Source organism: Pseudomonas sp. S3_G06, assembly GCF_054667565.1.
Window position 1 is genome coordinate 1 of record NZ_CP162738.1, and the last position, 21,746, is coordinate 21,746.

The window sequence follows — 21,746 nt, forward strand, 5'->3', positions numbered from 1 at the left end:
AGCAGATAGGGGGTATGGGCAAATGAGCGGGCCGTCGCCAAGCCTCTCCATAACGGTCGGCGAGTCAATCCGGATAGTTGATTTTGTAACGCGTACTGCGTCCGCCGCCCGGCAGGCGTTGCAGGCAGCCCTTGTCCAGCAACTCCGCCAGATGCCGCGTCGCGGTGGCTTTGGAAACTTTCGCAACCGCTTGATATTGCCCTGCGCTGAGGCCCTGTTCGAAACCGCGCTCACCGCCATCGAGCAAGCGATTGAGTACTTTGATCTGCTCCGCTGAAAGGTCGGATTCGCGGTGCGCCTGCCAGAAGCGAGTCTTGCCCAACACCGAATCTATCCGGGTGATGGCTTGCTGCAGGCTGCGCAGCAGTGTCTGCAAAAACCAGGTCAGCCATTCGGTGATATCGAGCGTGGCCTTTTGGCTCGACTCTAGAATCCGGTAATAACCGGCGCGATCCTCAAGAATGCTTGCGGACATTGCGTAGAAGCGGATCGCCTGCGCTTCGCCTTGAGCCAGCGCCAGATCGGTGATGGTGCGGGTCAGACGACCGTTGCCGTCGTCGAAAGGGTGCAGAGTGACAAACCAGAAATGCGCGATGCCAGCGCGTAACAGCGGATCCAGCGAAACCTGATCGCGGCTGGCTTCGAACCAGCTCAAAAAACGCTCAATTTGCTGTTCCAGCCCTGGGCGCGGTGGCGCCTCAAAGTGAACCGTTTGCCGGTCGAGTCGTCCGGACACCACCTGCATCGGTTCTTCGCCGCGCAAGGTACCGACGAGTATTGGCCGCGCGCTGAACATCGCTTCCTCGGCGGGGAATAGCCAGGTGTACCATTCCAGCAGTCGGGCCAGGGTCAGCGGCTCGTCGAAGCCATGGGTGGCATCGAGCATCAATTGCGCCAAGCCCTCGCTACGCTGGCTGACGCTATCGCGATCAATCCATTCCAGACCCAGGCGCCGGGCCAGAGAAGAACGCACGGAGCCGACATTCAGTTGCTCACCTTCGATGGCGGAGGAGGTGACGATGTTCTGAAGCAACGCATCGAGCTCGCTCTGTGCGCTCATCGAATCGCCCACTGAGCCGGCCATTCCCAAGAGTCGGCCCTGCATCTGCACGCACTCGCGCAGCAGCGGGGCGAGGCGCTCTGCTTGCCAGTTGAAGTCGGGCCAATCCGGTTGTTGCCAGATCCAATGTGCGGTCATTGATCACCTGTCGTAGAAGCGTGAGCCGAATGAAAACGTTATTCGGCTCATTTAGTGAGCCGAATATGCCGGCTATTCGGCTCATCGTCTACCCGGATGGCGAGATTCCTACAGCAATCACACATGTATCCGATTGTTAAAAAACTGCCGAATCGCTAATCTTCGCCGCTTCTACGGCCCCGACAATTGCGGGGCATTCAGACGAAACGCAGTTCACCGCTGTGAAGTACCGAGGATCGGGTGCAAGGTTTCGTTCAAGGCATGGCAGGAGGCGTCACATGCGTTCATTTCTTTTGCTGCTGATCGGCCTCGCCTGCGCGCCTGCGCTGTGGGCCGCGCCGACTGCGCAATTGTCCGAGCCAGTCGGCGGCTGGCGTTATCACGGCTTGCTCGATCGTTCGGAAAATCCGCAGGTCGCCTACCCGACGCCGCCGATCGATCGCGGCATTCAGCGCAATCGCACGATGATCCAGGGCCAGCTCAAAGCCCTCGGGCACATGCGTCCGCCGCACAGCCTCGCCGTCAACGGCAATCCATTGAATCTGTACACCGATGATCAGGGGCGTTTTGCCCGGCCTTACGCCTTCGGCGCCGGCTCCAACAGCGTTGAAGTGATCAGCGCCGAGGGCCAGTCGCTCAAGCGCGTGCAATTTTATGAAGCAAATAATCTGCGCACGCCGGCGAAGATTCGTCTTGTCTTGGGATGGGACGACCCGAAAGCCGAGCTGGATCTGCATATTGTCACCCCCGACGGTCAGCATGCCTTTTGGGCACGGCCGGCGCTGAGCAATGGCGGCGGCCTCGACCCGGATGGTGTCGACGGCCCCGGCCCGGAAATGTTCACCATGACCGCGCCGCTGCACGGCACGTATCTGGTCTACGTCAACTATTGGGGCAACTACGGCGATGGTGGCTATAACTTCGAGGAGGCCAGCAATCAGAACGAGGTGATCACCTCGCAGATCACCCTGGTGCTCAACGAAAACACCGTCGACGAAAAACGCGAAACTTTCATCGTGCCCCTGCGGGCGATCGGTGATCTGCTGCTGGTCAAGACTTTCAACTATTAAGCATCCCGCCACGGATGAACTCGGATGTTGTGAACATGAGCGATAACACTGTGACTCCAGCTGCCGCGACACCGGCGGCCAAACCTTCGCGGCGCTGGCCGCTGGTCGTGCTCGGCCTGTGCCTGGTGGCCGGTGTGGCGGGCGGTTTCGGCTGGCTGCTGCTCAAGCCCAAAGCGCCGCCGGCGACACTTGCCAGTGACAAGCTCGGCCTCGGCCGTCCAGACGCCTTGCTCGAAACCCGTTCACTGAGCCAATTGCCCAAGGACCTGCTGACAGTGCCGTTTCTCAAGGCCACGCTCACCGAGGATTTCGTCTTCTATTACGAAACTCACGCCGACCGCCTCGGCCTGATCGGCAGCCTGCGGCGGATCATCTACGAGCATGACCTCAAATTGCAGGACAGCCTGATCGAGCAGCTTTTTGATCAACCGGCCGATGTCGCGCTGTGGCGTGGCGCCGATGGTCGTTTGAAGGATTTTCTCTTGGTGATGGATCGCGGCGGCTTGGCCAAGCTGCTCGAGCCGTTGGCGAAAGTGGCGCTGGATGACACCCAGCTCAGCGTGTTCGGCACTCTCAAAGTCGGCGGCGATGACGTGCCGCTGTATCAACTCAGCTACAACGCCAGCAAATCACTGCTGTTCGCGTCGCGCGGCGACAAACTGGTGGTGCTGTCCAATCCGGCCAAGTACTACGATCCCGAGAGCGGCGTCTCGGAAGAGTCGGGCCGCGTTTCCGCGCAAGCGCTGGCGGCGTTGCTCAACGGTGAAAAACTCTTCCCCGAAGCGTTCGGCTTGCCAGCGAAAAACCCGGAAACCAAGCAGCGTCTGTCGGTCAATTCCAGCGTGCTCGCGATGGGCTATCAGCGCTTCATCCCGAATTTCGCCGGGCTGCGTTTCGACATGGACGACAAGGGCTGGCACAGCTATCTGGCCATGGATGAACTGGAAAACCAGCCGGACTTCGATTTCAAACCGGTCTGGCAGGCGATGCCGTTGGGGGCGAGCGCTTGCGTGACCCTGCCGGTGGCGGCCGAGCCGCAGAAACCGATATTGATGAAACTCGGTGCCGATGAAACTGTTGCGCAAACGCTGACCGAACACGTCGCTGGCGCGGCCGGCCTGTGCTGGTACGCCGATTCGCGGTTGTACACACCGCTGCTGGTCGCCAGCCTAAAAGACGAGGACAGCAGCAAGCTTGACGGTGATCTGGGCAAATTGTTCGGCTCAATGGTCGGCGCGTTCGAAGCGAATGTCGCCGAAAGCGTATTCCCGGTGATCGACAAGCAGGAAGGCCAGAGCCACGTCTGGCAGCGTCAGGTCAGTTCCAGTTTCGGTCCGTACGCGGCGAAGACCGCTGAAAACCCGGAGGCGATTTCCGGCAAGGCGTTCATGAAAGTCAGCCTCGCCCGTCACGGCTCGACGCTGCTGTTCTCCCTCGACGACAAACTCGTCGACAAAGCCCTCGGCACCCTCGACAAGCGCTTCCCGCCGATGGCCGACGTTTTGCCAAAAGACGTACTGATGCCGATCTACTTCGGCCCGGACGCGATGGCGCAACTGATGCAGCGCGAAACCCTCGACAGCCTGCCCCAGGACATGGAGCCGGTGTTCTACAACGCTGCGCAAACCTACCTGATGCCGAAACTGCGCACCCTTGGCGGTTACGGCAAATATGCCCTGACCCTGCCTGAAGGCAGCGAGCCTGACGGCCACTGGCAATGGCTGCCGCTGGAATGGAAAGCGCTGTGAGCGCACTGATCCGCAGCCTCGGCTTGCTCGCGTTGTTGCTGAGCGCAGGCGCCCGAGCAGTTGAAGCGCCAGCGCTCGATCCGGCGCAATCCCAGGTATTCCGCGCCTGGTTTGTGCGTATTGCTCAAGAGCAATTGAGCCAAGGCCCGAGCCCGCGCTGGTATCAGCAGGACTGCGCCGGGCTGGTGCGCTTTGCCGCCAACGAAGCGCTGAAAGTCCATGACGACAAATGGCTGCGCAGCAATGGTCTGTCCAATCGTTATCTGCCGCCGGAACTGTCGCTGAGCGACGAGCAACGCAAGCTCGCGCAACAGTGGCAGCAGGGCGGCGGCAAGGTCGGGCCGTACGTCAACGCGATCAAACTGATTCAGTTCAACAGCCATCTGATCGGCCGCGATGTGTCGCAGGCGCGGCCCGGTGACCTGATGTTTTTCGATCAGGGCGACGACCAGCACCTGATGATCTGGATGGGTCGCTACATCGCCTATCACACCGGCACCACCACCCCCACTGACAACGGCATGCGTTCGGCAAGCCTGCAGCAACTCATGACATGGAAGGACACCCGATGGATACCCGACGCAGCCAACCCCAACTTCATCGGCGTCTATCGACTGAACTTTCTCTCCCAATGACCGGTGCCCGCATGCTGCGTATCTGTTCGCGAATTTCCTTGCTGTTGGCGTTGTTGCTGCCGTTTACCTGCGTCAATGCCGAAGACTCGGTGGAGCCGAGCAATTACACGCCAGTGGCCGGTGAGAGTTTCTTCCTGCTCGCCGACAGCAGTTTTGCCAGCGACGAGCCGGCGATGGTCCGTCTCGAAGCCCCGGGTCGTGACTACCGGCGTTTCCGTATGGAACCGTACGGCGGCGCCGACATTCGCGTATATCGCATCGACAAGCCGCTGGATTTCCTCAAGCGCCAGAAGAACCTGCATCGCGTCGTCAGCGACGGCCAGTTCAAGGGCGAAGGTCTGTCCAACACCCTCGCGTATCTGTGGGACAACTGGTATCGCAAATCCCGGCGGGTGATGCAGCGTGCGTTCTCCTACGAGTCGCGCAAGCAGGTCACCGAAGAAGTGCCGGAGCTGAAAATGGGTGAGGCCATGGCCGCGCCGACGCCGTACGACGCGCAGCCGCAATTCGCGCTGATCCCGGGTCTGCCGGTGGTCAGCCAGTTCCGTTATCCGCTGTGGCAGGCCAAGCCGATTCAGCCGCCGGCCGGGGTCAATCTGGCCGGCTCGTCCAGCGACTTTGTCAGCGTCGCACCGGGCAACGTGTACATCCCGTTGGGTAACCTGAAGCCGGGGTTGTATCTGGTTGAAGCGCTGATCGGCAAGTACCGCGCGACCACCATGGTTTTCGTCTCCAATACGGTCGCGGTGAGCAAGATTGCCGGCGATGAACTGCTGGTCTGGGCCGCGCGCAAACACGAGGGCAGCTCGGTGCCGAAGGTCAATGTGCTGTGGACCGATGGCCTCGGCGTGATGAGCAGCGGTGCTACCGATGCCGATGGTTTGCTGCGCCTGAAACACGTCAGCCCGGAGCGCTCGTTCGTCATCGGCGAGGACGAAGAGGGCGGCGTGTTCGTCTCGGAAAACTTCTATTACGACAGCGAAATCTACGACACCAAACTCTATGCCTTCACCGACCGGCCGCTGTATCGCCCGGGCGATTGGGTGTCGTTGAAAATCGTCGGTCGCGAGTTCAAGAATGCCCGGGATTCGGTTCTGCCGGGCGCGGCGGATGTCAGTGTCAGCGTGCTTGATGCCACGGGGACCGAACTGCAAACCCTCGATCTGAAGCTTGATTCGAAAGCAGGTACTCAGGGCCGTTTCCAGTTGCCGGATAACGCCGTGGCCGGTGGTTACGAGATCCGTTTCAACTACAAGGAGCAGGCCTACAGCAGTGCTTTCCGCGTTGCCGAATACATCAAGCCGCACTTCGAGATCTCGCTGAATCTGGCCAAGCAGGATTACCGCACCGGTGAGCCGGTGAAAGGCAGTCTGGTGCTGCTCTACCCCGACGGCAAACCGGTGGCCAACGCGAAATTGAGCCTGAGCCTGCGCGCCCAGCAACTGTCGATGGTCGACAACGAGCTGCAATACCTCGGGCAATTTCCGGTGGAACTGACCAGCACCGAACTGACTACCGACAGTAAAGGCAACGCGACACTGGATCTGCCAGCGGCGGAAAAACCGAGCCGCTACATGCTCACCGTGTTCGCCAGCGACGGCGCGGCGTATCGGGTCAAGACCACCAAGGAAATCCTCATCGACCGTGGCGCGGCGAGCTTCCGCTTGAGCGCGCCGCAGCGTTTCAGCGCGGTCGGTGACAAGGTTGCCTTCAGCTACGCGAATGAGGCTGGCACCGAACAGAGCAAAGCCGTAACGCCGAGCAGCTACGCCTGGGTGCGCCTGGAAGATCAGAGCACCGGCGAAGGCAAACTCGCCGCAACGGACAAAGGCTTCAGCCTCGCCTTCGAACGTCCGGGCACCTACAACCTGACGCTGAAGGATCAACACGGTCGCGTCCTCGGCGCCACCGGCCATTCGGTCACCGGCGACGGCGTGAAAGCGGTGCCGGGTACCGTGGAAATCGTCCTCGACAAGCCCGAGTACAAGGCGGGCGAAGAAGCGCTGGCGCTGATCACCTTCCCTGAGCCGGTCAGCGATGCATTGCTGTCGCTGGAGCGCGACAAGGTCGAGGCCACTGCGCTGCTGGCCAAGGGCGCTGACTGGTTGAAGCTGGAAAAACTCAGCGACACCCAATACCGCGCGCGCATTGCGGTGAAGGATAACTTCGCGCCGAACCTGACCTTCTCCGTGCTCTATACCAAGGGCGGTCAGTACAGTTTCCAGAACGCCGGGATCAAAGTGGTCGCGCCGCAAATCGACGTGGCGATCAGCACCGACAAAGCGGTGTACCTGCCGGGCGATACGGTCACGGTCGACCTGACCACGCAGTTCGCCGGCAAAGCGGTTCCGGCGCATCTGACGGTCAGCGTGGTCGACGAAATGGTCTACGCGCTGCAACCGGAAGTCGCGCCTAGCATCGACCAGTTCTTCTATCACCCACGGCGCAACAACGTGCGCACCAGTGCCAGCCTGTCATTCATCAGCTACGACGTGGCATTGCCGGGCAGCCCCGGCGCACCGGGAAAGGCCAATCGCAGCGAGCGCGGCGTGAAAGTGCTTGAGCGTCCGCGCCGTGAAGACGTCGACACCGCTGCGTGGCAGCCGGAGTTGTTGACCGGCGCCGACGGCAAAACCCGCTTCACCTTCAAGATGCCGGACTCGCTGACCCGCTGGCGCATCACCGCGCGGGCGATTGCCGATGACGGTCAGGTCGGGCAGAAGAAGCAGTTTGTCCGTTCGGAAAAACCGCTGTACCTGAAGTGGAGCGGGCCGAGCAAATTCCGCAAGGGCGATCAGCCGCAACTGGGCGTGTTCGCTTTCAGTCAGGCAGAGAAACCGGTCAAGGCTGAACTGGTGACTCACTATGCCGGTAACGAACAACGTATGCCGGTGACTCTGAACAGCGGCATCAATTACCTGCCACTGCCGGCGTTCGCTTTGGCCTCTGGCGAGTGGACGGCGGAGCTGGTGCAGGATGGCAAAGTCGCCGATGCCCTGGCTGTGCGCTTGAGTGCCACCGGTGAAGGCTGGCAGGTCACCCAGACACAAAGCCTCGACGTGGTCAGCGGCGATACGCCATTGAGTTTGCCGGCGGATGCCACGGATATCCGCCTGCGTCTGGATGACAGTCCGCAAGCGCTGTTCCGTTCCGCCCTCGATGATCTGCTCGGCTACCCGTACGGCGGCGTCGAGCAGACCGCCAGTCGCTTGCTGCCGTTGAGCATCGCCTATCCATCGCTGGCTTCGAACCCGCAGATTCGCGATCGCTTGCGCCTGATCATGCAGAACAGCCGGCTGCGTCTGGTGCAAATGGCCGGGCCGTCGGCGAGCTTCACCTGGTGGGGCTACGACGGCGAGCCGGATGCATTTCTCACCGCCTATGCCTATTACGCCGACTGGAACGCCAGCCGCGTACTCGAGCTGACCCTGCCGCCGGAGCACTGGCAGCGAGTGCTGGAGGTCTATGCCAAGCAAGCGCCGAATACACCATTGCTGCAACGGGCGCTGATTCTGTCGTTCGCCAAACAGATGCATCTGCCAGTGAACACGCTGCTCAGCGGTTTGATCGACGATCTGGCCAAGGCCGGTGAAGGCGCTGCCGAAACCTTGCTCGACGACGGCCAGGACAGTCTGGTGATGAACGACCCGGATTCGGCGCTCGGTCTGGCGGCGGCGCGGGTACTCACCGCATCGTTGGCGACGCAGGCGAAAGTTGCTTTGCCGGAGGCATTCAATCGTCAACTGGGCGCAGCGCAACAACGTCTGGCGGTCAGCTCGCAGCCCTTCGTAGAAGCGCTGAACCTGTCGCTGCAACCGTTTGATCAGGCCCGTGCGACGGCGTTGTTGCAACGCCTGTTGCCGCAGCAATCGACGCTGGAACGTGCACTGGCGCTGACCTGGCTGCAACGCATCATCGCTCAGGCCTCGCCGACCATCGCGCTGATGCCGGGTGAAGGCTGGAAGAAAAACTACGGGGCCAGCGGCGAGATGTACTGGACATGGCAGGGCGCGGCGCCGCTGCCGAGCGTGCTGAGCGTGTCCGGCACGCAAGAGCGACCGCTGCGTGCAGCGCTGAGCTTCCAGACGCAACAGCCGCAGGTCGATCCGATGGCCGTGACCATCACCCGGCGCCTGTCGCGTCTGGTGCCGGGCGACGAAGCGTTCACCTTCAAACTCGAGCCGGTCGGCACTAAACCGTTGTCCAGCGACAGCCTGTACCTGGACGAGGTGATCCTCACCAGCAAGGCACCGAAACCGCTGCGCTACGGCATGCTTGAAGTGCCGCTGCCACCGGGCGCGGATGTCGAGCGCACGACGTGGGGCATCAAGTTGCAGGGCAAGGACGGCACCGAACCGACCGCGCTGGAGAAGGCGCGTTTCGAGCCGGGTCAGTTGGCATACGCGGTGCCGGTCGACGCGCTGAGTGGCGAGTTGCGCCTGCGTCATCTGGTGCGCTTCTCGCAGAAGGGCCAGTTCAATCTGCCACCGGTACGCTTCAAGCAAGTGTATGCACCGCAGCATCAGGCCCAGGAGGCGAAAGCCGCCCTCGGTCAGGTCACGGTCAACTGACATGCGCCGGCCGCTGTTGTGGCTGCTGATGTGTGTGATGCCTGCGCTGGCGACAGCGCAGGACGAGCCATTGCGCGTGGCCTATCAGGGCGAGTTGTTGTCGTTGAGTCAGACGCAACTGATCAAGCGCGAACCGTTGCCAGCGTCGCTGGATGCGCCGCTGGGCAGTCTGTGGAAGTTGTTCGTCTACGCGTGGCTGGTGGATACCGGTGCACGGGAACCGGCGTATGAATGTCGCGGGCAGTCCAAAGAAGAAGTTTATTGCTGCGCGGCGGGCGGCAGGATCGAGCGGGATCAGGCACTGGTGAAGTCCTGCGGTCTGTATTTCGAACCGGCGCGGTTGGGCATCGCAGCGACGGATTGGCGAGCGTATTGGCAGGCGCGGCAGGCGCCGTCGTGGTTGCTGGATTTGCCAGCCGTGCAACCGGCAACAAGGGTTTCGGTTGCCGAGTTATTGAGCGTTCTGGCGTTGCTGCCAGCGCAGGATCAGATGCGTCGCGTGTTGCTCGATGTCGTGCTGAACGCGGCGGACGGCAATGTCGTCGGCGAGTTGGGCGGGCGTTTGCGGGTGAAAACCTGGAGCTGGCTCGGCGACCAGGATGCGCAATCGCGACAAGGCGGATTCGCTGGCTGGACCACCGATGGCGCGCCGATCTGGGCGGGCGGGCGCGGCACCAGTCAGATGGTCCTGCGTCATTACGGCCAAGCGCTGGCCAGCGTGTTGCCGACGACGTGGCCAGCGGACGCGGGGCGTTGTGTGGAAGTCGGACTGTTCTCGAAATACCCGGTTTCGAAAGTTCTGGGCGGGGATCGTGTTGCCAAGTCCGGGCCATTGCGCGGCGACTACCGCGTCGAATTCGCCAACGGCAACGCGCTGGACATCCACAGCGATGGCGAGCTTTTTCTGCTCAACGACAAACTCGTCGCAAGACTTGATCGCGAAGAATATGTCGCTCGCGTTCTCGAACGCGAAGCCAAACCGCAACCCGCCGAAGCCGCCAAGGCGCTGGCCGTAGCGATCCGCACTTATCTGCTGCAAAACGCCACGCGCAACGGCGATTGCCTGAGCATCGACGACAGCAGCAATCGCCAGCGCGTCGCCCCGCGTCCAGCCTCGGCCGAATCACGCAACATCGCGGCGTGGACTGCGGATCTGGTACTGGCCGGCAGCACCGTCACCTATCACTCCGACCAGCCCGGCCCGGACAAACTCGCCTGGCAGCAAGCCGTCGAGCAAGCGAACGCTGGGCAGCGCTACGACGCGATTCTGCTGCACGCCTATCCACGCGCCAGCCTCAGCCGTTGGGACAACCCGGTCGCCTCCTGCGAAGCATTGCCCGCCGCGCAAGACTGGCTGCAGAAGCAGCGGCGCGGCTGGCGTCCGAGGCTTGAAAGCGAAACCGGCTACAACGAAGTCAGCACTTTCGCCGTATGCAAACTCGCCTTCGGCCGGCCCTTCGTCGACCGTGAGCGTCAGCGCATTTATGTGCGCGGCGTGCTGACCCTGCAGGATCGCCTCGATCTGACCCACGAATATCTGCACCTGGCCTTCGAAGCACACCCCAACGGCCAGGATGAAACCTACATCGAAGGGCTCGCCCGTCACCTTTTGCTGGAATAGACCATGACACTCCGTTATCCACAGGTCTTGCTGCTGCTCTGTGCCCTCAACGTACTGCCGCAAGCGTTCGCTGCCGATGGCGTCAAACTCGACACCCCGGTCGGCGGCTGGCGCAGCGGCGCACCGCAAGGCGAGGGCGAGAGCTTTCGCCAGACCGTCAACTACCCGGCCTCGTCGGTCAACACACCGCTTGGCCAGGCCAATACCGCCAGAATCAGCGGCCAGATCAAAGCCGTGCCGAAGAACAACGAACCCGGCCGCCTGATCGTCAACGGCGTCAGCATGCCGCTGAAAATCGACCCCGCCGGCGGCTTCGATCGCCCGTTCTCCTTCCCCAACGGCAGCAACAGCGTCGAAGTGCGTAGCGCCGACGGCCAGCAACGCCACCGCACGCAATTCCTCAACGCCCGCGGCGGCGCCACCCCGGCCAAACTGCGCGTCCTGCTGGCCTGGGACAGTGACGGCACCGACCTCGACCTGCACCTCGTCACCCCCGACGGCGCCCACATCTGGTACGGCAACCGCAGCGCCGCCAACGGCGCCGCCCTCGACGTCGACGTCACCACTGGCTACGGTCCGGAAATCGCCGCCATGCCCGCGCCGATCAAAGGGCAGTATCTGGTGTACGTGAATTATTACGGCGGCGGATATCGCGGGGATGACGAAGGTGGGGATGAAGCGGTGCAGGCGCTGACCACGGCGCAGGTGACGGTGATTACTGAAGAAGGCACGCCGAGCGAGAAGATGGAAACGTTTGTAGTGCCGATGCGGACGGCGGGGGAGCTGACGTTGGTGAAGTCGTTCAGTTATCCGTGAGGGGCATTTGTCCAACAGGTTGTTGGACAAATTCAGCAACTGTAGCTGGGCGCTCGAACAGCTTACAGATCAGCCAGACTAACCTGCATTCGCTGAGGAGCGGCGAGGCGCTCGTGAACGATGGCGGCAAGTTCGTCATCTTCTTCACCGGCCAACTTATCTTCGGCAGGCGGCTCGCCTCGTTCGGCGGCGCGCTTCAGCGCGTCCTCAATGGGGAATGAGGTTTTGGGCATTTGGTGTTTCCTGCGATATTTGGCGGGACGGTAACCAGTGCATTGGGCGCTATACAAGCGGGAAATGCGGTTTCAGCAATGGATATGGTTTGTTGCAGGCATTAAAAAGCCGGCTTGTGGCCGGCTTCTCGGGGACTGGCTTGGTTTATTTTTGGTAAACCGCGCCAGCCTTCAAAACGTACATCCGGATCTGCGTCCGGCTGTGGGACTTGGTCAGACGTTGGTCTGCCGCGTCGGGCGTCATCCGAGCCGCTGGGCGGGTCGATGCGCGAATGTGGGGCGCAGGATACTGAGTTTTGCTCTGGATTCCCAGCCTCAAGTGCGGTTTAGAGCGACTGAAGCAGTACAAATCCTGGATTTGTACCGGTTATCAGGGCCTCTTCGCGGGCAAGCTCGCTCCCACAGATTCGAGTGAAATGTCATAGAAACGGCACCACCGGCCGGCGCTTGCCCAGTGTCGACCACCAGAATACCCAGCCAAGAATGTGAATCCGCTGCTCTTCGATCTGCGCCGGCCGGAAAACCTCGTCGGGGTATTCGGCGCTGTTGTGGCTGCGCATGCGCAAGCCGTTGCCGGGCATGCGGTGCAGGTATTTGATGCGCAGCATGCCGTCGTGCTCTACGGCGTAGATTTCTCCGTCGACGACCTGGGTCAGGCCGCGGTCGATGGCGACGATGGAACCGTCTTCGATGCGATCGGCCATGCTGTTGCCGATCATGTGCGCGCAGATGGCGTTGGCGTGCTGGATGTCGAGTTGATCGAGGTGGGCGCGGGGCAGGCGCAGGGACTGGTCGGGGTCGAGGATGACGTGGGTTTTACCGTCGCCGTTGGCGATCGGGGTTTCCTTGAAAAATGCCAGGTCGATGTCGCTGGGGTTGATGACGGTGTAGACGCCGCAGATGGACTGGGCATCGAACGTGTCGCCATTGCTGGCGGGTGGGTGCAGGCGCGCGACCTCCTTGACGCCTTCCCCGGTTTTCAGCCATTCACTATTGACCGACAACAGGCGTGAGACTTCTTCCATGCGATACGCCGGGACGCCCCGGGTGTACCAGTTATGAACGTTTTGGGCTTCCGTGCCCCAGAACCTTGCGAAATCCGTGGTGCTGATGTTCGCTGCTTCCAGGAGTGCCTTGAATCGTGGACCGCTAGTGTTCTTTCTCATAAACACGGAGTCTACGGCCGGACTAGAGCGGTTTGAATAAACCGGGCGTTCAAAAAAAGCCTGTATTTTGCGACGGGATGTAAGACGTACTTGTGGGAAATTAAACAGATTAAAACTGCATGTAGGAATTTAAACGCTTTGTTTAGCTGAAGCGTGCAGACACAAAAAACCCCGGATGTCCGGGGTTTTTTTCAAGCGTCACGCAAAGCGCAATGGCTTAGCCCTTGTAGGCGGCAACCGACTTGGTGATCGCTTCGCGGGCGGCGTCTGCGCCGGCCCAGCCTTCGATCTTGACCCACTTGCCCTTCTCGAGATCCTTGTAGTTCGCGAAGAAGTGCTCGATCTGCTGGATCAGCAGGGGTGGCAGATCGGTGTATTCCTTCACGTCGACGTACAGCTGCGACAGCTTGTCATGTGGCACGGCGATGACTTTGGCATCGCCGCCGCCGTCGTCGGTCATGTTCAGGATGCCGACTGGACGCGCGCGGATTACCGAGCCTGGAGCAACCGGGTAAGGGGTCACGACCAGCACGTCGAGGGGATCACCGTCGTCAGCCAGGGTGTTCGGGATGTAACCGTAGTTGGCCGGGTAGAACATTGGGGTGGCCATGAAACGGTCAACGAACAGGCAATCGCTGTCTTTGTCGATTTCGTATTTGATCGGCGCGTGGTTGGCCGGGATCTCGATCGCGACGTAGATGTCGTTCGGCAGGTCTTTGCCAGCCGGAATCTTGCTGTAGCTCATTGGGCGTTGCCCCCGTAGTTGACCAAAAACACTTGGCCGGATTGACCAAAAAGTGGCGGCGATTATAGGCACATTCCTACGCCGACGCCACGTACCAGAAGTCGTGCAGAGCTTAGTCGTGCGCCTGATAGACCGGGTCTGTGGCCTGAAGTTGCCGCAGTCTGCCCAACGGATCCTGCCGGTAGAAAAGCTGCAGATGCAAGTAGACCTGTGGATAAGCCTCGTGGAGCAGATCCGGGGCGCTGAAGAAGTATTCGCTGGTGACTGCGAAGAACTCCGCCGGGTTCTCGGCGGCGTAGGGATCAATGGCGGTTTCGGCGTCGGGATCGTGGTCGAGCTGGCGGTTGAGGTCGTCGTAGGCGGCCTGCATCACTTCGGCCCAGTCGCTGACGCGCATGTCGGCGTGCAGTGGCGGCAGGCCGTTGGCGTCGCCGTTGAGCATATCGAGCTTGTGCGCCAGTTCGTGGATCACCAGGTTGTAGCCTTCCCAGCCACCGCTGGCCTGTACGCCGGGCCAAGCGAGAATCACCGGCCCCTGCTGCCAGGCCTCACCGCTGTGTTCGCCGTCCCACTCATGCTCGACGCCGCTGGCATCGCGATGACGTTGCGGGCTGAGGAAGTCATCCGGGTACAGCACGATCTCGTGGAAACCCTGGTACCAATTCAGATCACCGAGATGCAGCAACGGCAACTGCGCTTGGGCGGCGAGCAGCAGGCGCTGTTCCTGATGCAGTTCGACGCCGGGCAGGGCGGTCAGGTGTTTGTCGTCGAGAAACAGCACGCAGGCTTCGCGCAGCCACTGGTCTTCAGTCGCGCTGATGCCATCGAGGAAGGAGAGTTGATGGCGCACCCGTTGCCACAGGTCGTCGGCAATCGGGTGCCTGGCCAGGAGGCGCCGGCGTCGCCAGGCGCTCAGTGACCACATCGGATCAGTGGGATTGCACTTTGGTGCCGCCGAACCGGCTGCGCACCACGCCGATGATCATCGGCACCAGCGACAGCAGGATGATTGCCACCACCAGCAGCGAGAGGTTTTTCTTGATGAACGGCACGTTGCCGAAGAAGTAACCCAGAGTGACCAGACCGCCGACCCAGAGGATGGTGCCGAGCACGCTGAAGCCGAAGAAACGCGGGTACGGCATCCGCGCCACGCCCGCGACGAACGGCGCGAAGGTGCGGATGATCGGCAGGAAACGCGCCATGGTCACGGTCTTGCCGCCGTGCTTGTCGTAGAAGTCGTGGGTTTTCTGCAGGTAGTCGCGACGGAAGATTTTCGAGTTCGGGTTGCTGAACAGCTTCTCCCCGGCCGTGCGTCCGATCACGTAGTTGGTACTGTCGCCCATGATCGCCGCCAGCATCAGCAGGCCTCCGAGCAGCACCGGATCCATGCCGCCGCCGGCCGCCACTGCGCCAGCGATGAACAGCAGCGAGTCACCCGGCAGGAATGGCATCACCACGAGCCCGGTTTCACAGAAGATCACCAGAAACAGGATGGCGTAGATCCATGGCCCATAGTTGTTCACCAGCAAATCGAGATACACATCGAGATGCAGGATAAGGTCGAGCGGGTTGAAATCCATGGGGGCACCTGTATGACGGCCCGACTCGGCAGGCCTGTGCGGATGACTTCGTGTAAGCCTACAGCGGGGTGTAGTTTTTCTTACAAGCCGGAAAGATCGGGATTATACGGTCTGACCGCTGAAAAGCGCGTCGGTTTTGTAGCGGGGAGTGTCGCGAAGTGAGCAATTGTCAGGGAAGGGGCGGCCGTGGCGAGGGAGCGAACTCCCTCATCACCGAAGCCGCTGGAGTCAGAGCTCGTCGCTGATTGGCAGTACGTAGTTCTTGAACTCGGTGTCTTCCTTGAAGCCGATTGATTCGTAGGTTTTCTGCGCCACTTCGTTGTTTGCGCTGGTCGATACGCGCATGCGCACGGCCTGGGTTTCCTTGGCCATTTTCTTCGCAGTGCGGATCAGGTTGTCGGCGACCAGTTGCCGGCGCGCATCTTCGGCAACGTAGATATCGTTGAGAATCCACACGCGTTTGAGCGACAGCGACGAAAAGCTCGGATAGAGCTGGCAGAAGCCCATGAGTTTCTTGTCGTCATCTTCGGCCAGGGCCAGATAGATCACCGACTCTTTGCGGCGCAGGCGTTTTTCGAGGAACGCGCGGGAGGAATCCGGGTAAGGCAGGGAGCCGTAGAACTCGCGATATTTGACGAACAAAGGAGTCAGCAAATCCAGATGTTCGAGGGTCGCTTGAATAATCCGCATGATAGGTCTCGTCTTCAAGTGGCTGTCTTCAACTGCTCTGACGGCGATGGGAAACCCGGGCGGCCGTGCGTCGATCCTGCCTGAAAGCAGCGCAGAAAGGCAATGCGGAAACGGTTCAGGCTGGCGGTGGATCGAGCAGGAAGTTGCCTTTCATGTCGACAGCGTCGTCCGTCTCCAATGTGTGCAGCTGAGCTTCATCCTTCAGATTGACCCCCGACAGCTGCCGCCGACAGGCCTCGCGCATCAGATACAGCAAGCGATGCGCCGCCATGCCGTAGCTCAGGCCTTCAAGCCGAACATTGGAAATGCAGTTGCGATACGCGTCGGTCAGGCCGACCTTTGGCGCGTAGGTGAAATACAGCCCGAGGCTGTCCGGCGAACTCAGGCCCGGGCGCTCGCCGATCAGCATTACCACCATTTTCGCCCCGAGCAACTGGCCGATCTCGTCACCGATGGCGACGCGACCCTGCTCGACCAGCACCACCGGCGCCACGGACCAGCCGTCGCCGCTCATCTGTTCTTCCAGGCGCGTCAGGAACGGCAGGGTGTGGCGATGCACCGCCAGTGCCGACAGGCCATCAGCGACGACCATCACCAGATCGACCCCGCCCGGATGTTGGCTGGCGTAGTCGCGCAAGGTCTGCGCCGATTCATCGCTGAGCTTGCGCCCCAGGTCCGGGCGTTGCAGATAGGTGTGTCGGTCCGGCGCGGCGCTTTGCAGTGCCAGGGTTTCCCGCCCGCGCTCGCTCAGTTGTGCGCTGATTTCGCTGTGATCGAAGGCCAGGTGCACGGCATCGCGGGCCTGGGCGTGGGCAAACTGAAAATCCAGCTGCGCCCGCGTCGGCAGACTGGTGCCGGTGCGGCCCAGGGCAATGCGTGCCGGGGTCAGGCGGCGCAGTTCCAGCCATGGGTTTTGCGGATCGACCGGTGGTTTTTCCATAAGACTCATCCCAAGTGCGCCAAGGCCTGGCGGAAGGCCGGCGGCAGGTTGTTGCCGAAGCGAACCTTGCCGTCCGCCTGGGTGAAGATGCCCATGTTGGCCAGCCACTGCTCGAACTCTGGCGCCGGTTTCAGGCCCAGGGTCTGGCGGGCGTACAAGGCGTCGTGAAACGAAGTGGTCTGGTAATTGAGCATGATGTCGTCCGAGCCGGGGATGCCCATGATGAAGTTGATCCCGGCGACGCCGAGCAACGTCAGCAGGGTGTCCATATCGTCCTGATCGGCTTCGGCGTGGTTGGTGTAGCAGATGTCGCAGCCCATCGGCACACCGAGCAGCTTGCCGCAGAAGTGGTCTTCGAGGCCGGCGCGGATGATCTGCTTGCCGTTGTAGAGGTACTCCGGGCCGATAAATCCTACGACGGTGTTCACCAGGAACGGCTTGAAATGTCGCGCCACGGCGTAGGCCCTTGTCTCGCAAGTCTGTTGATCGACGCCGTGGTGGGCGTTGGCCGACAGCGCGCTGCCCTGACCGGTTTCGAAATACATCAGGTTCTGCCCGAGGGTGCCGCGCTTGAGGCTGAGCCCGGCGTCGTAACCTTCCTGCAGCACGTTGAGGTTGATGCCGAAACTGGCATTGGCAGCCTCAGTGCCGGCAATCGACTGGAACACCAGATCCAGCGGCACGCCACGGTTGATCGCCTCGATCGAAGTGGTGACGTGGGTCAGCACGCAGGCCTGGGTAGGGATGTCATAGCGCTGGATGATCGCGTCGAGCATTTCCAGCATCGCGCAGATCGAAGCGATGCTGTCGGTGGCCGGGTTGACCCCGATCATTGCGTCGCCGTTGCCGTAGAGCAGGCCGTCGAGAATGCTCGCGGCAATGCCGGACGGCTCGTCGGTCGGGTGGTTGGGTTGCAGGCGGGTCGACAGGCGGCCGCGTAGACCGAGGGTGCCGCGAAATTGGGTGACCACGCGGATTTTCTGCGCGACCAGCACCAGATCCTGCACGCGCATGATCTTCGACACAGCAGCGACCATTTCCGGGGTCAAACCCGGGGCGAGGGCGCGCAGGCTGGTTTCGTCCGCCGCATCACTGAGCAGCCAGTCGCGAAAGCCGCCAACGGTGAGGTGGCTGACCACGGCGAAGGCTTGCTTGTCGTGGGTGTCGATGATCAGTCGAGTGACTTCATCGGCTTCGTAGGGAATCAGCGCTTCTTGCAGGAAGTGGGTGAGCGGGATGTCCGCCAGGGCCATTTGCGCGGCCACCCGTTCGCCGTCGTTGAGCGCGGCGATCTCGGCGAGAAAGTCCCCCGAGCGGGCGGGGCTGGCCTTGGCCATGACGTCTTTGAGGCTGTCGAAGCGGTAAGTCTGCGCGCCGACCGTGTGAGCAAAACTGGCCATTCAGCGTTCTCCGTGACGGCGCAGAATGCGTCTGCGCCGTGGTTTTCGACAATCAGTGCAAGGCTTGTTCAGCTTTTTGAATCGCCGCGAATTCTTCTTCCGGCGTGCCCGCTACCAAGTGATGCCGACTGTAGAAAGCGAAGTAAGCAATTAACACTCCATAGATGATCGCCGCGCCGATCACCACCCGTGGATCGACGAGGAAGCCCGCCACCACGGCGATGCACGCCAATACCAGCGCCACACCCGAGGTGAAAATGCCACCCGGCGTGCGGTACGGCCGGTCCATTTTGGGGCGACGGATGCGCAGGGTGATGTGCGCGGCCATCATCAGCACATAGGAAATGGTAGCGCCGAACACCGCGACCAGAATCAGCAGGTCGCCCTGGCCGGTCAGCGACAGACCAAAGCCGATGATGCCGGGAATCACCAGGGCCAGCACCGGCGCCTTGCTTTTGTTGGTCTGCGACAGTTTGCGCGGCAGGTAACCGGCCCGCGACAGCGCGAAGATCTGCCGCGAGTAGGCGTAGATGATCGAGAAGAAGCTGGCGATCAGCCCGGCCAGACCGACGAGGTTGACGAAGCTGCCCATCCACGTCGAGCCACCGTAGGCCTTGCTCAGCGCTTCGACCAGTGGATTACCGGAGGTCAGCAGCGAATTCGCACCGGCGCCGCCGGGGCCGACGATCAGAATCAGCAGGGCGAACATCAGCAGCACCAGCATCGCCCCGATCAGGCCACGCGGCAGATCGCGCTTGGGGTTTTTGGTTTCTTCTGCGGCCAATGGCACGCCTTCAACGGCAAGGAAAAACCAGATCGCATAGGGAATTGCCGCCCATACGCCGACATAGCCGAACGGCAGAAACGCACTGGCGCCGACCGCAGTGGTCACCGGGATATCGAGCAGGTTGGCGACGTCGAAGTGCGGCACCATCGCCACCAGAAACACCCCCAGCGCCAGCGCGGCGACGGCGGTGATGATGAACATCAGCTTGAGCGCTTCGCCGACCCCGAAAATATGGATGGCGATGAAGATGATGTAGAACGCCAGATAAATCATCCAGCCGCCAATACCGAACAGCGACTCGCAGTAGGCGCCGATGAACACCGCGATGGCAGCGGGGGCGATGGCGTATTCGATGAGGATCGCGGTGCCGGTGAGAAAACCGCCCCACGGTCCGAAAGCACTGCGGGCGAAACCGTAGCCGCCGCCAGCGGTGGGAATCATCGACGACAGTTCGGCCAGGGAAAAGCACATGCACAGGTACATGGTCGCCATCAGCAGCGTGGCCAGAAACATGCCGCCCCAGCCACCTTGGGCGAGGCCGAAGTTCCAGCCGGCGTAATCTCCGGAAATCACATAAGCGACGCCGAGGCCGACCAGCAGGACCCAGCCGGCGGCGCCTTTTTTCAGTTCGCGTTGTTGGAAATAATCGGTGCCGACTTTTTCGAAGTCGACGGAGGAGCCGGTCGCCGGAGCGCCGGCCGGGGATTCGCTTGGCATAGGGTTCACCATTTTTATTGTTTTATTGGCCCGGCTACAGCCAGGAACCTGATCGTTCCCACGCGGAGCGTGGGAACGATCAGCATCGCAGGATCAGAAGAATCCCAACGGATTGATGTCGTAGCTCACCAGCAGGTTCTTGGTCTGCTGATAATGGTCGAGCATCATTTTGTGGGTTTCACGCCCGACGCCGGACTTCTTGTAACCGCCGAATGCGGCATGCGCCGGGTACAGGTGATAACAGTTGGTCCACACGCGACCGGCCTTGATCGCCCGGCCCATGCGGTAGGCGCGGTTGATGTCGCGGGTCCACAGGCCGGCGCCGAGGCCGAACTCGGTGTCGTTGGCAATCGCCAGGGCTTCGGCTTCGTCCTTGAATGTGGTGATGCTCACCACCGGGCCGAAGATTTCTTCCTGGAACACGCGCATCTTGTTGGTGCCCTTGAGCAGGGTCGGCTGGATGTAATAACCGGTGGCCAGGCTGCCCTCGAGTTTTTCCACCTTGCCGCCGGTCAGCAGTTCAGCGCCTTCGCCCTTGGCGATTTCCAGGTACGAGAGGATCTTGTCGAATTGCTGCTCGGATGCCTGGGCGCCGACCATGGTGTCGGTGTCCAGCGGGTCGCCACGTTTGATCTGGCTGACTTTCTTCATCACTGCCTGCATGAATTCGTCATAGATCGATTCCTGCACCAGTGCGCGGGAAGGGCAGGTGCACACTTCGCCCTGGTTGAAGAACGCCAGCACCAGACCTTCAGCGGCTTTCTCGATGAAGCTCGGCTCAGCCTGCATGATGTCTTCGAAGAAGATGTTCGGCGACTTGCCGCCCAGTTCCACGGTGGATGGGATGATGTTTTCCGCCGCGCATTTCATGATGTGCGAGCCGACCGGGGTCGAGCCGGTGAAGGCAATCTTGGCGATGCGCTTGCTGGTCGCCAGCGCTTCGCCGGCTTCTTTGCCGAAGCCTTGCACGACGTTGAGCACGCCCGGCGGCAGCAGGTCGCCGATCAGCTCCATCAGCACGCAGATGCCCAGCGGGGTTTGCTCGGCAGGCTTGAGCACCACGCAGTTACCGGCGGCCAGCGCTGGCGCGAGTTTCCACGCGGCCATCAGCAGCGGGAAGTTCCACGGGATGATTTGGCCGACCACGCCCAGCGGTTCATGAATGTGATAGGCCACGGTGTTGCCGTCGATTTCCGCAGCGCTGCCTTCCTGGGCGCGCAGGCAACCGGCGAAATAACGGAAATGGTCGGCGGCCAGCGGGATGTCGGCGTTGAGGGTTTCACGGATGGCTTTGCCGTTGTCCCAGGTTTCGGTGATCGCCAGCAGTTCGAGGTTTTCTTCGATGCGGTCGGCGATTTTCAGCAGGATCAGTGAGCGCGCCTGCACCGAAGTGGCGCCCCACGCATCGGCGGCGGCGTGGGCAGCATCCAGCGCCTTGTCGATGTCTTCGGCGGTGGAGCGGGGGAATTCGGCAATTGGCTGGCCATTGACTGGCGAGGTATTGGTGAAGTACTGACCTTTGACCGGCGCGACGAACTCGCCGCCGATGTAATTGCCGTACTTGCTCTTGAACGAGACTTTGGCGCCTTCAGTACCGGGGTGGGCGTAACGCATGATGATGTTCTCCTTGGCTTTGTACTTATTAGAGAAACGCGCAAGTGCGCTTGCTATAAGCGTAGAGCAAGGCTCGGGCCACTGCCGTGCAGGTCAGGCAAATCAAGGGCTTGGCCGGTTTGTCTCGGACGAATGGAGTGGCGCTGTGACGGTTTCGGTACAGCGCGAGTGACAGTTTGTACCGCTTGCGGCACAGCCCGTGACCGGACGGTCTT

17 protein-coding genes are annotated in these 21,746 nt (G+C 61.3%); 6 read left to right on the forward strand and 11 right to left on the reverse strand.

Annotation, left to right across the window (positions count from 1 at the left end):
• Positions 1–64 precede the first annotated feature (64 nt).
• Positions 65–1,198: a Fic family protein gene (locus AB4N47_RS00005; RefSeq protein WP_460154382.1), complete on the reverse strand. Its 1,134-nt coding sequence runs from the start codon at positions 1,196–1,198 to the stop codon at positions 65–67.
• 278 nt (positions 1,199–1,476) lie between these two features.
• On the opposite strand from AB4N47_RS00005, the gene AB4N47_RS00010 reads away from it, so the two are divergent.
• Genes AB4N47_RS00010 through AB4N47_RS00035 form a run of 6 tightly spaced genes read left to right on the forward strand, consistent with a single transcriptional unit; the run spans position 1,477 to position 11,659 of the window.
• The gene (locus AB4N47_RS00010; protein WP_262136416.1) at positions 1,477–2,268 is read left to right on the forward strand and encodes a YfaP family protein; all 792 of its coding nucleotides are present in this window, start codon (positions 1,477–1,479) and stop codon (positions 2,266–2,268) included.
• A gap of 35 nt (positions 2,269–2,303) precedes the next feature.
• On the forward strand, positions 2,304–4,016 hold the full coding sequence (locus tag AB4N47_RS00015) for a DUF2138 domain-containing protein (protein WP_341639268.1): 1,713 nt from the start codon (positions 2,304–2,306) through the stop codon (positions 4,014–4,016).
• The gene (locus tag AB4N47_RS00020) at positions 4,001–4,651 is read left to right on the forward strand and encodes a DUF1175 domain-containing protein (protein WP_125918223.1); all 651 of its coding nucleotides are present in this window, start codon (positions 4,001–4,003) and stop codon (positions 4,649–4,651) included. Before AB4N47_RS00015 ends, AB4N47_RS00020 begins: the two co-directional genes overlap by 16 nt.
• Complete coding sequence (locus tag AB4N47_RS00025; protein ID WP_341639267.1) at positions 4,648–9,222, forward strand: alpha-2-macroglobulin family protein; 4,575 nt, start codon at positions 4,648–4,650, stop codon at positions 9,220–9,222. The genes AB4N47_RS00020 and AB4N47_RS00025 overlap by 4 nt, the downstream gene beginning before the upstream one ends.
• A 1-nt stretch (position 9,223) precedes the next feature.
• Positions 9,224–10,843: a DUF2300 domain-containing protein gene (locus AB4N47_RS00030; RefSeq protein WP_341639266.1), complete on the forward strand. Its 1,620-nt coding sequence runs from the start codon at positions 9,224–9,226 to the stop codon at positions 10,841–10,843.
• Positions 10,844–10,846: 3 nt separating this feature from the next.
• Positions 10,847–11,659: a YfaP family protein gene (locus AB4N47_RS00035; protein WP_110602926.1), complete on the forward strand. Its 813-nt coding sequence runs from the start codon at positions 10,847–10,849 to the stop codon at positions 11,657–11,659.
• A gap of 62 nt (positions 11,660–11,721) precedes the next feature.
• Here AB4N47_RS00035 and AB4N47_RS00040 read toward each other — a convergent pair whose 3' ends face one another.
• The 10 genes from AB4N47_RS00040 to exaC form a co-directional block, all read right to left on the reverse strand.
• Positions 11,722–11,892, reverse strand: a complete 171-nt coding sequence (locus AB4N47_RS00040) for a hypothetical protein (protein WP_341639265.1) — start codon at positions 11,890–11,892, stop codon at positions 11,722–11,724.
• A gap of 419 nt (positions 11,893–12,311) precedes the next feature.
• Positions 12,312–13,058, reverse strand: coding sequence for a S24 family peptidase (locus AB4N47_RS00045; RefSeq protein ID WP_073475694.1), 747 nt, complete (start codon positions 13,056–13,058; stop codon positions 12,312–12,314).
• Positions 13,059–13,275: 217 nt separating this feature from the next.
• The gene (gene ppa / locus AB4N47_RS00050) at positions 13,276–13,803 is read right to left on the reverse strand and encodes an inorganic diphosphatase (RefSeq protein ID WP_003205933.1); all 528 of its coding nucleotides are present in this window, start codon (positions 13,801–13,803) and stop codon (positions 13,276–13,278) included.
• A 112-nt stretch (positions 13,804–13,915) separates the two neighbouring features.
• Entirely contained in the window at positions 13,916–14,728 is an 813-nt protein-coding gene (locus AB4N47_RS00055; protein WP_341639264.1) for a M90 family metallopeptidase, read from the reverse strand.
• A gap of 4 nt (positions 14,729–14,732) precedes the next feature.
• Positions 14,733–15,383: a DedA family protein gene (locus AB4N47_RS00060; protein WP_016773001.1), complete on the reverse strand. Its 651-nt coding sequence runs from the start codon at positions 15,381–15,383 to the stop codon at positions 14,733–14,735.
• Between the two features lie 228 nt (positions 15,384–15,611).
• The gene (locus AB4N47_RS00065; RefSeq protein ID WP_341639263.1) at positions 15,612–16,073 is read right to left on the reverse strand and encodes a GNAT family N-acetyltransferase; all 462 of its coding nucleotides are present in this window, start codon (positions 16,071–16,073) and stop codon (positions 15,612–15,614) included.
• A 115-nt stretch (positions 16,074–16,188) separates the two neighbouring features.
• On the reverse strand, positions 16,189–17,013 hold the full coding sequence (gene eutC / locus AB4N47_RS00070; protein ID WP_341639262.1) for an ethanolamine ammonia-lyase subunit EutC: 825 nt from the start codon (positions 17,011–17,013) through the stop codon (positions 16,189–16,191).
• A gap of 5 nt (positions 17,014–17,018) precedes the next feature.
• A complete protein-coding gene (locus tag AB4N47_RS00075) occupies positions 17,019–18,413 on the reverse strand; it encodes an ethanolamine ammonia-lyase subunit EutB (protein ID WP_039761855.1) in 1,395 nt (464 codons plus the stop codon).
• A gap of 52 nt (positions 18,414–18,465) precedes the next feature.
• Positions 18,466–19,917, reverse strand: a complete 1,452-nt coding sequence (eat, locus tag AB4N47_RS00080; RefSeq protein ID WP_016773005.1) for an ethanolamine permease — start codon at positions 19,915–19,917, stop codon at positions 18,466–18,468.
• Positions 19,918–20,010: 93 nt separating this feature from the next.
• Complete coding sequence (exaC, locus tag AB4N47_RS00085) at positions 20,011–21,531, reverse strand: acetaldehyde dehydrogenase ExaC (RefSeq protein WP_123448265.1); 1,521 nt, start codon at positions 21,529–21,531, stop codon at positions 20,011–20,013.
• Positions 21,532–21,746: the final 215 nt, after the last annotated feature.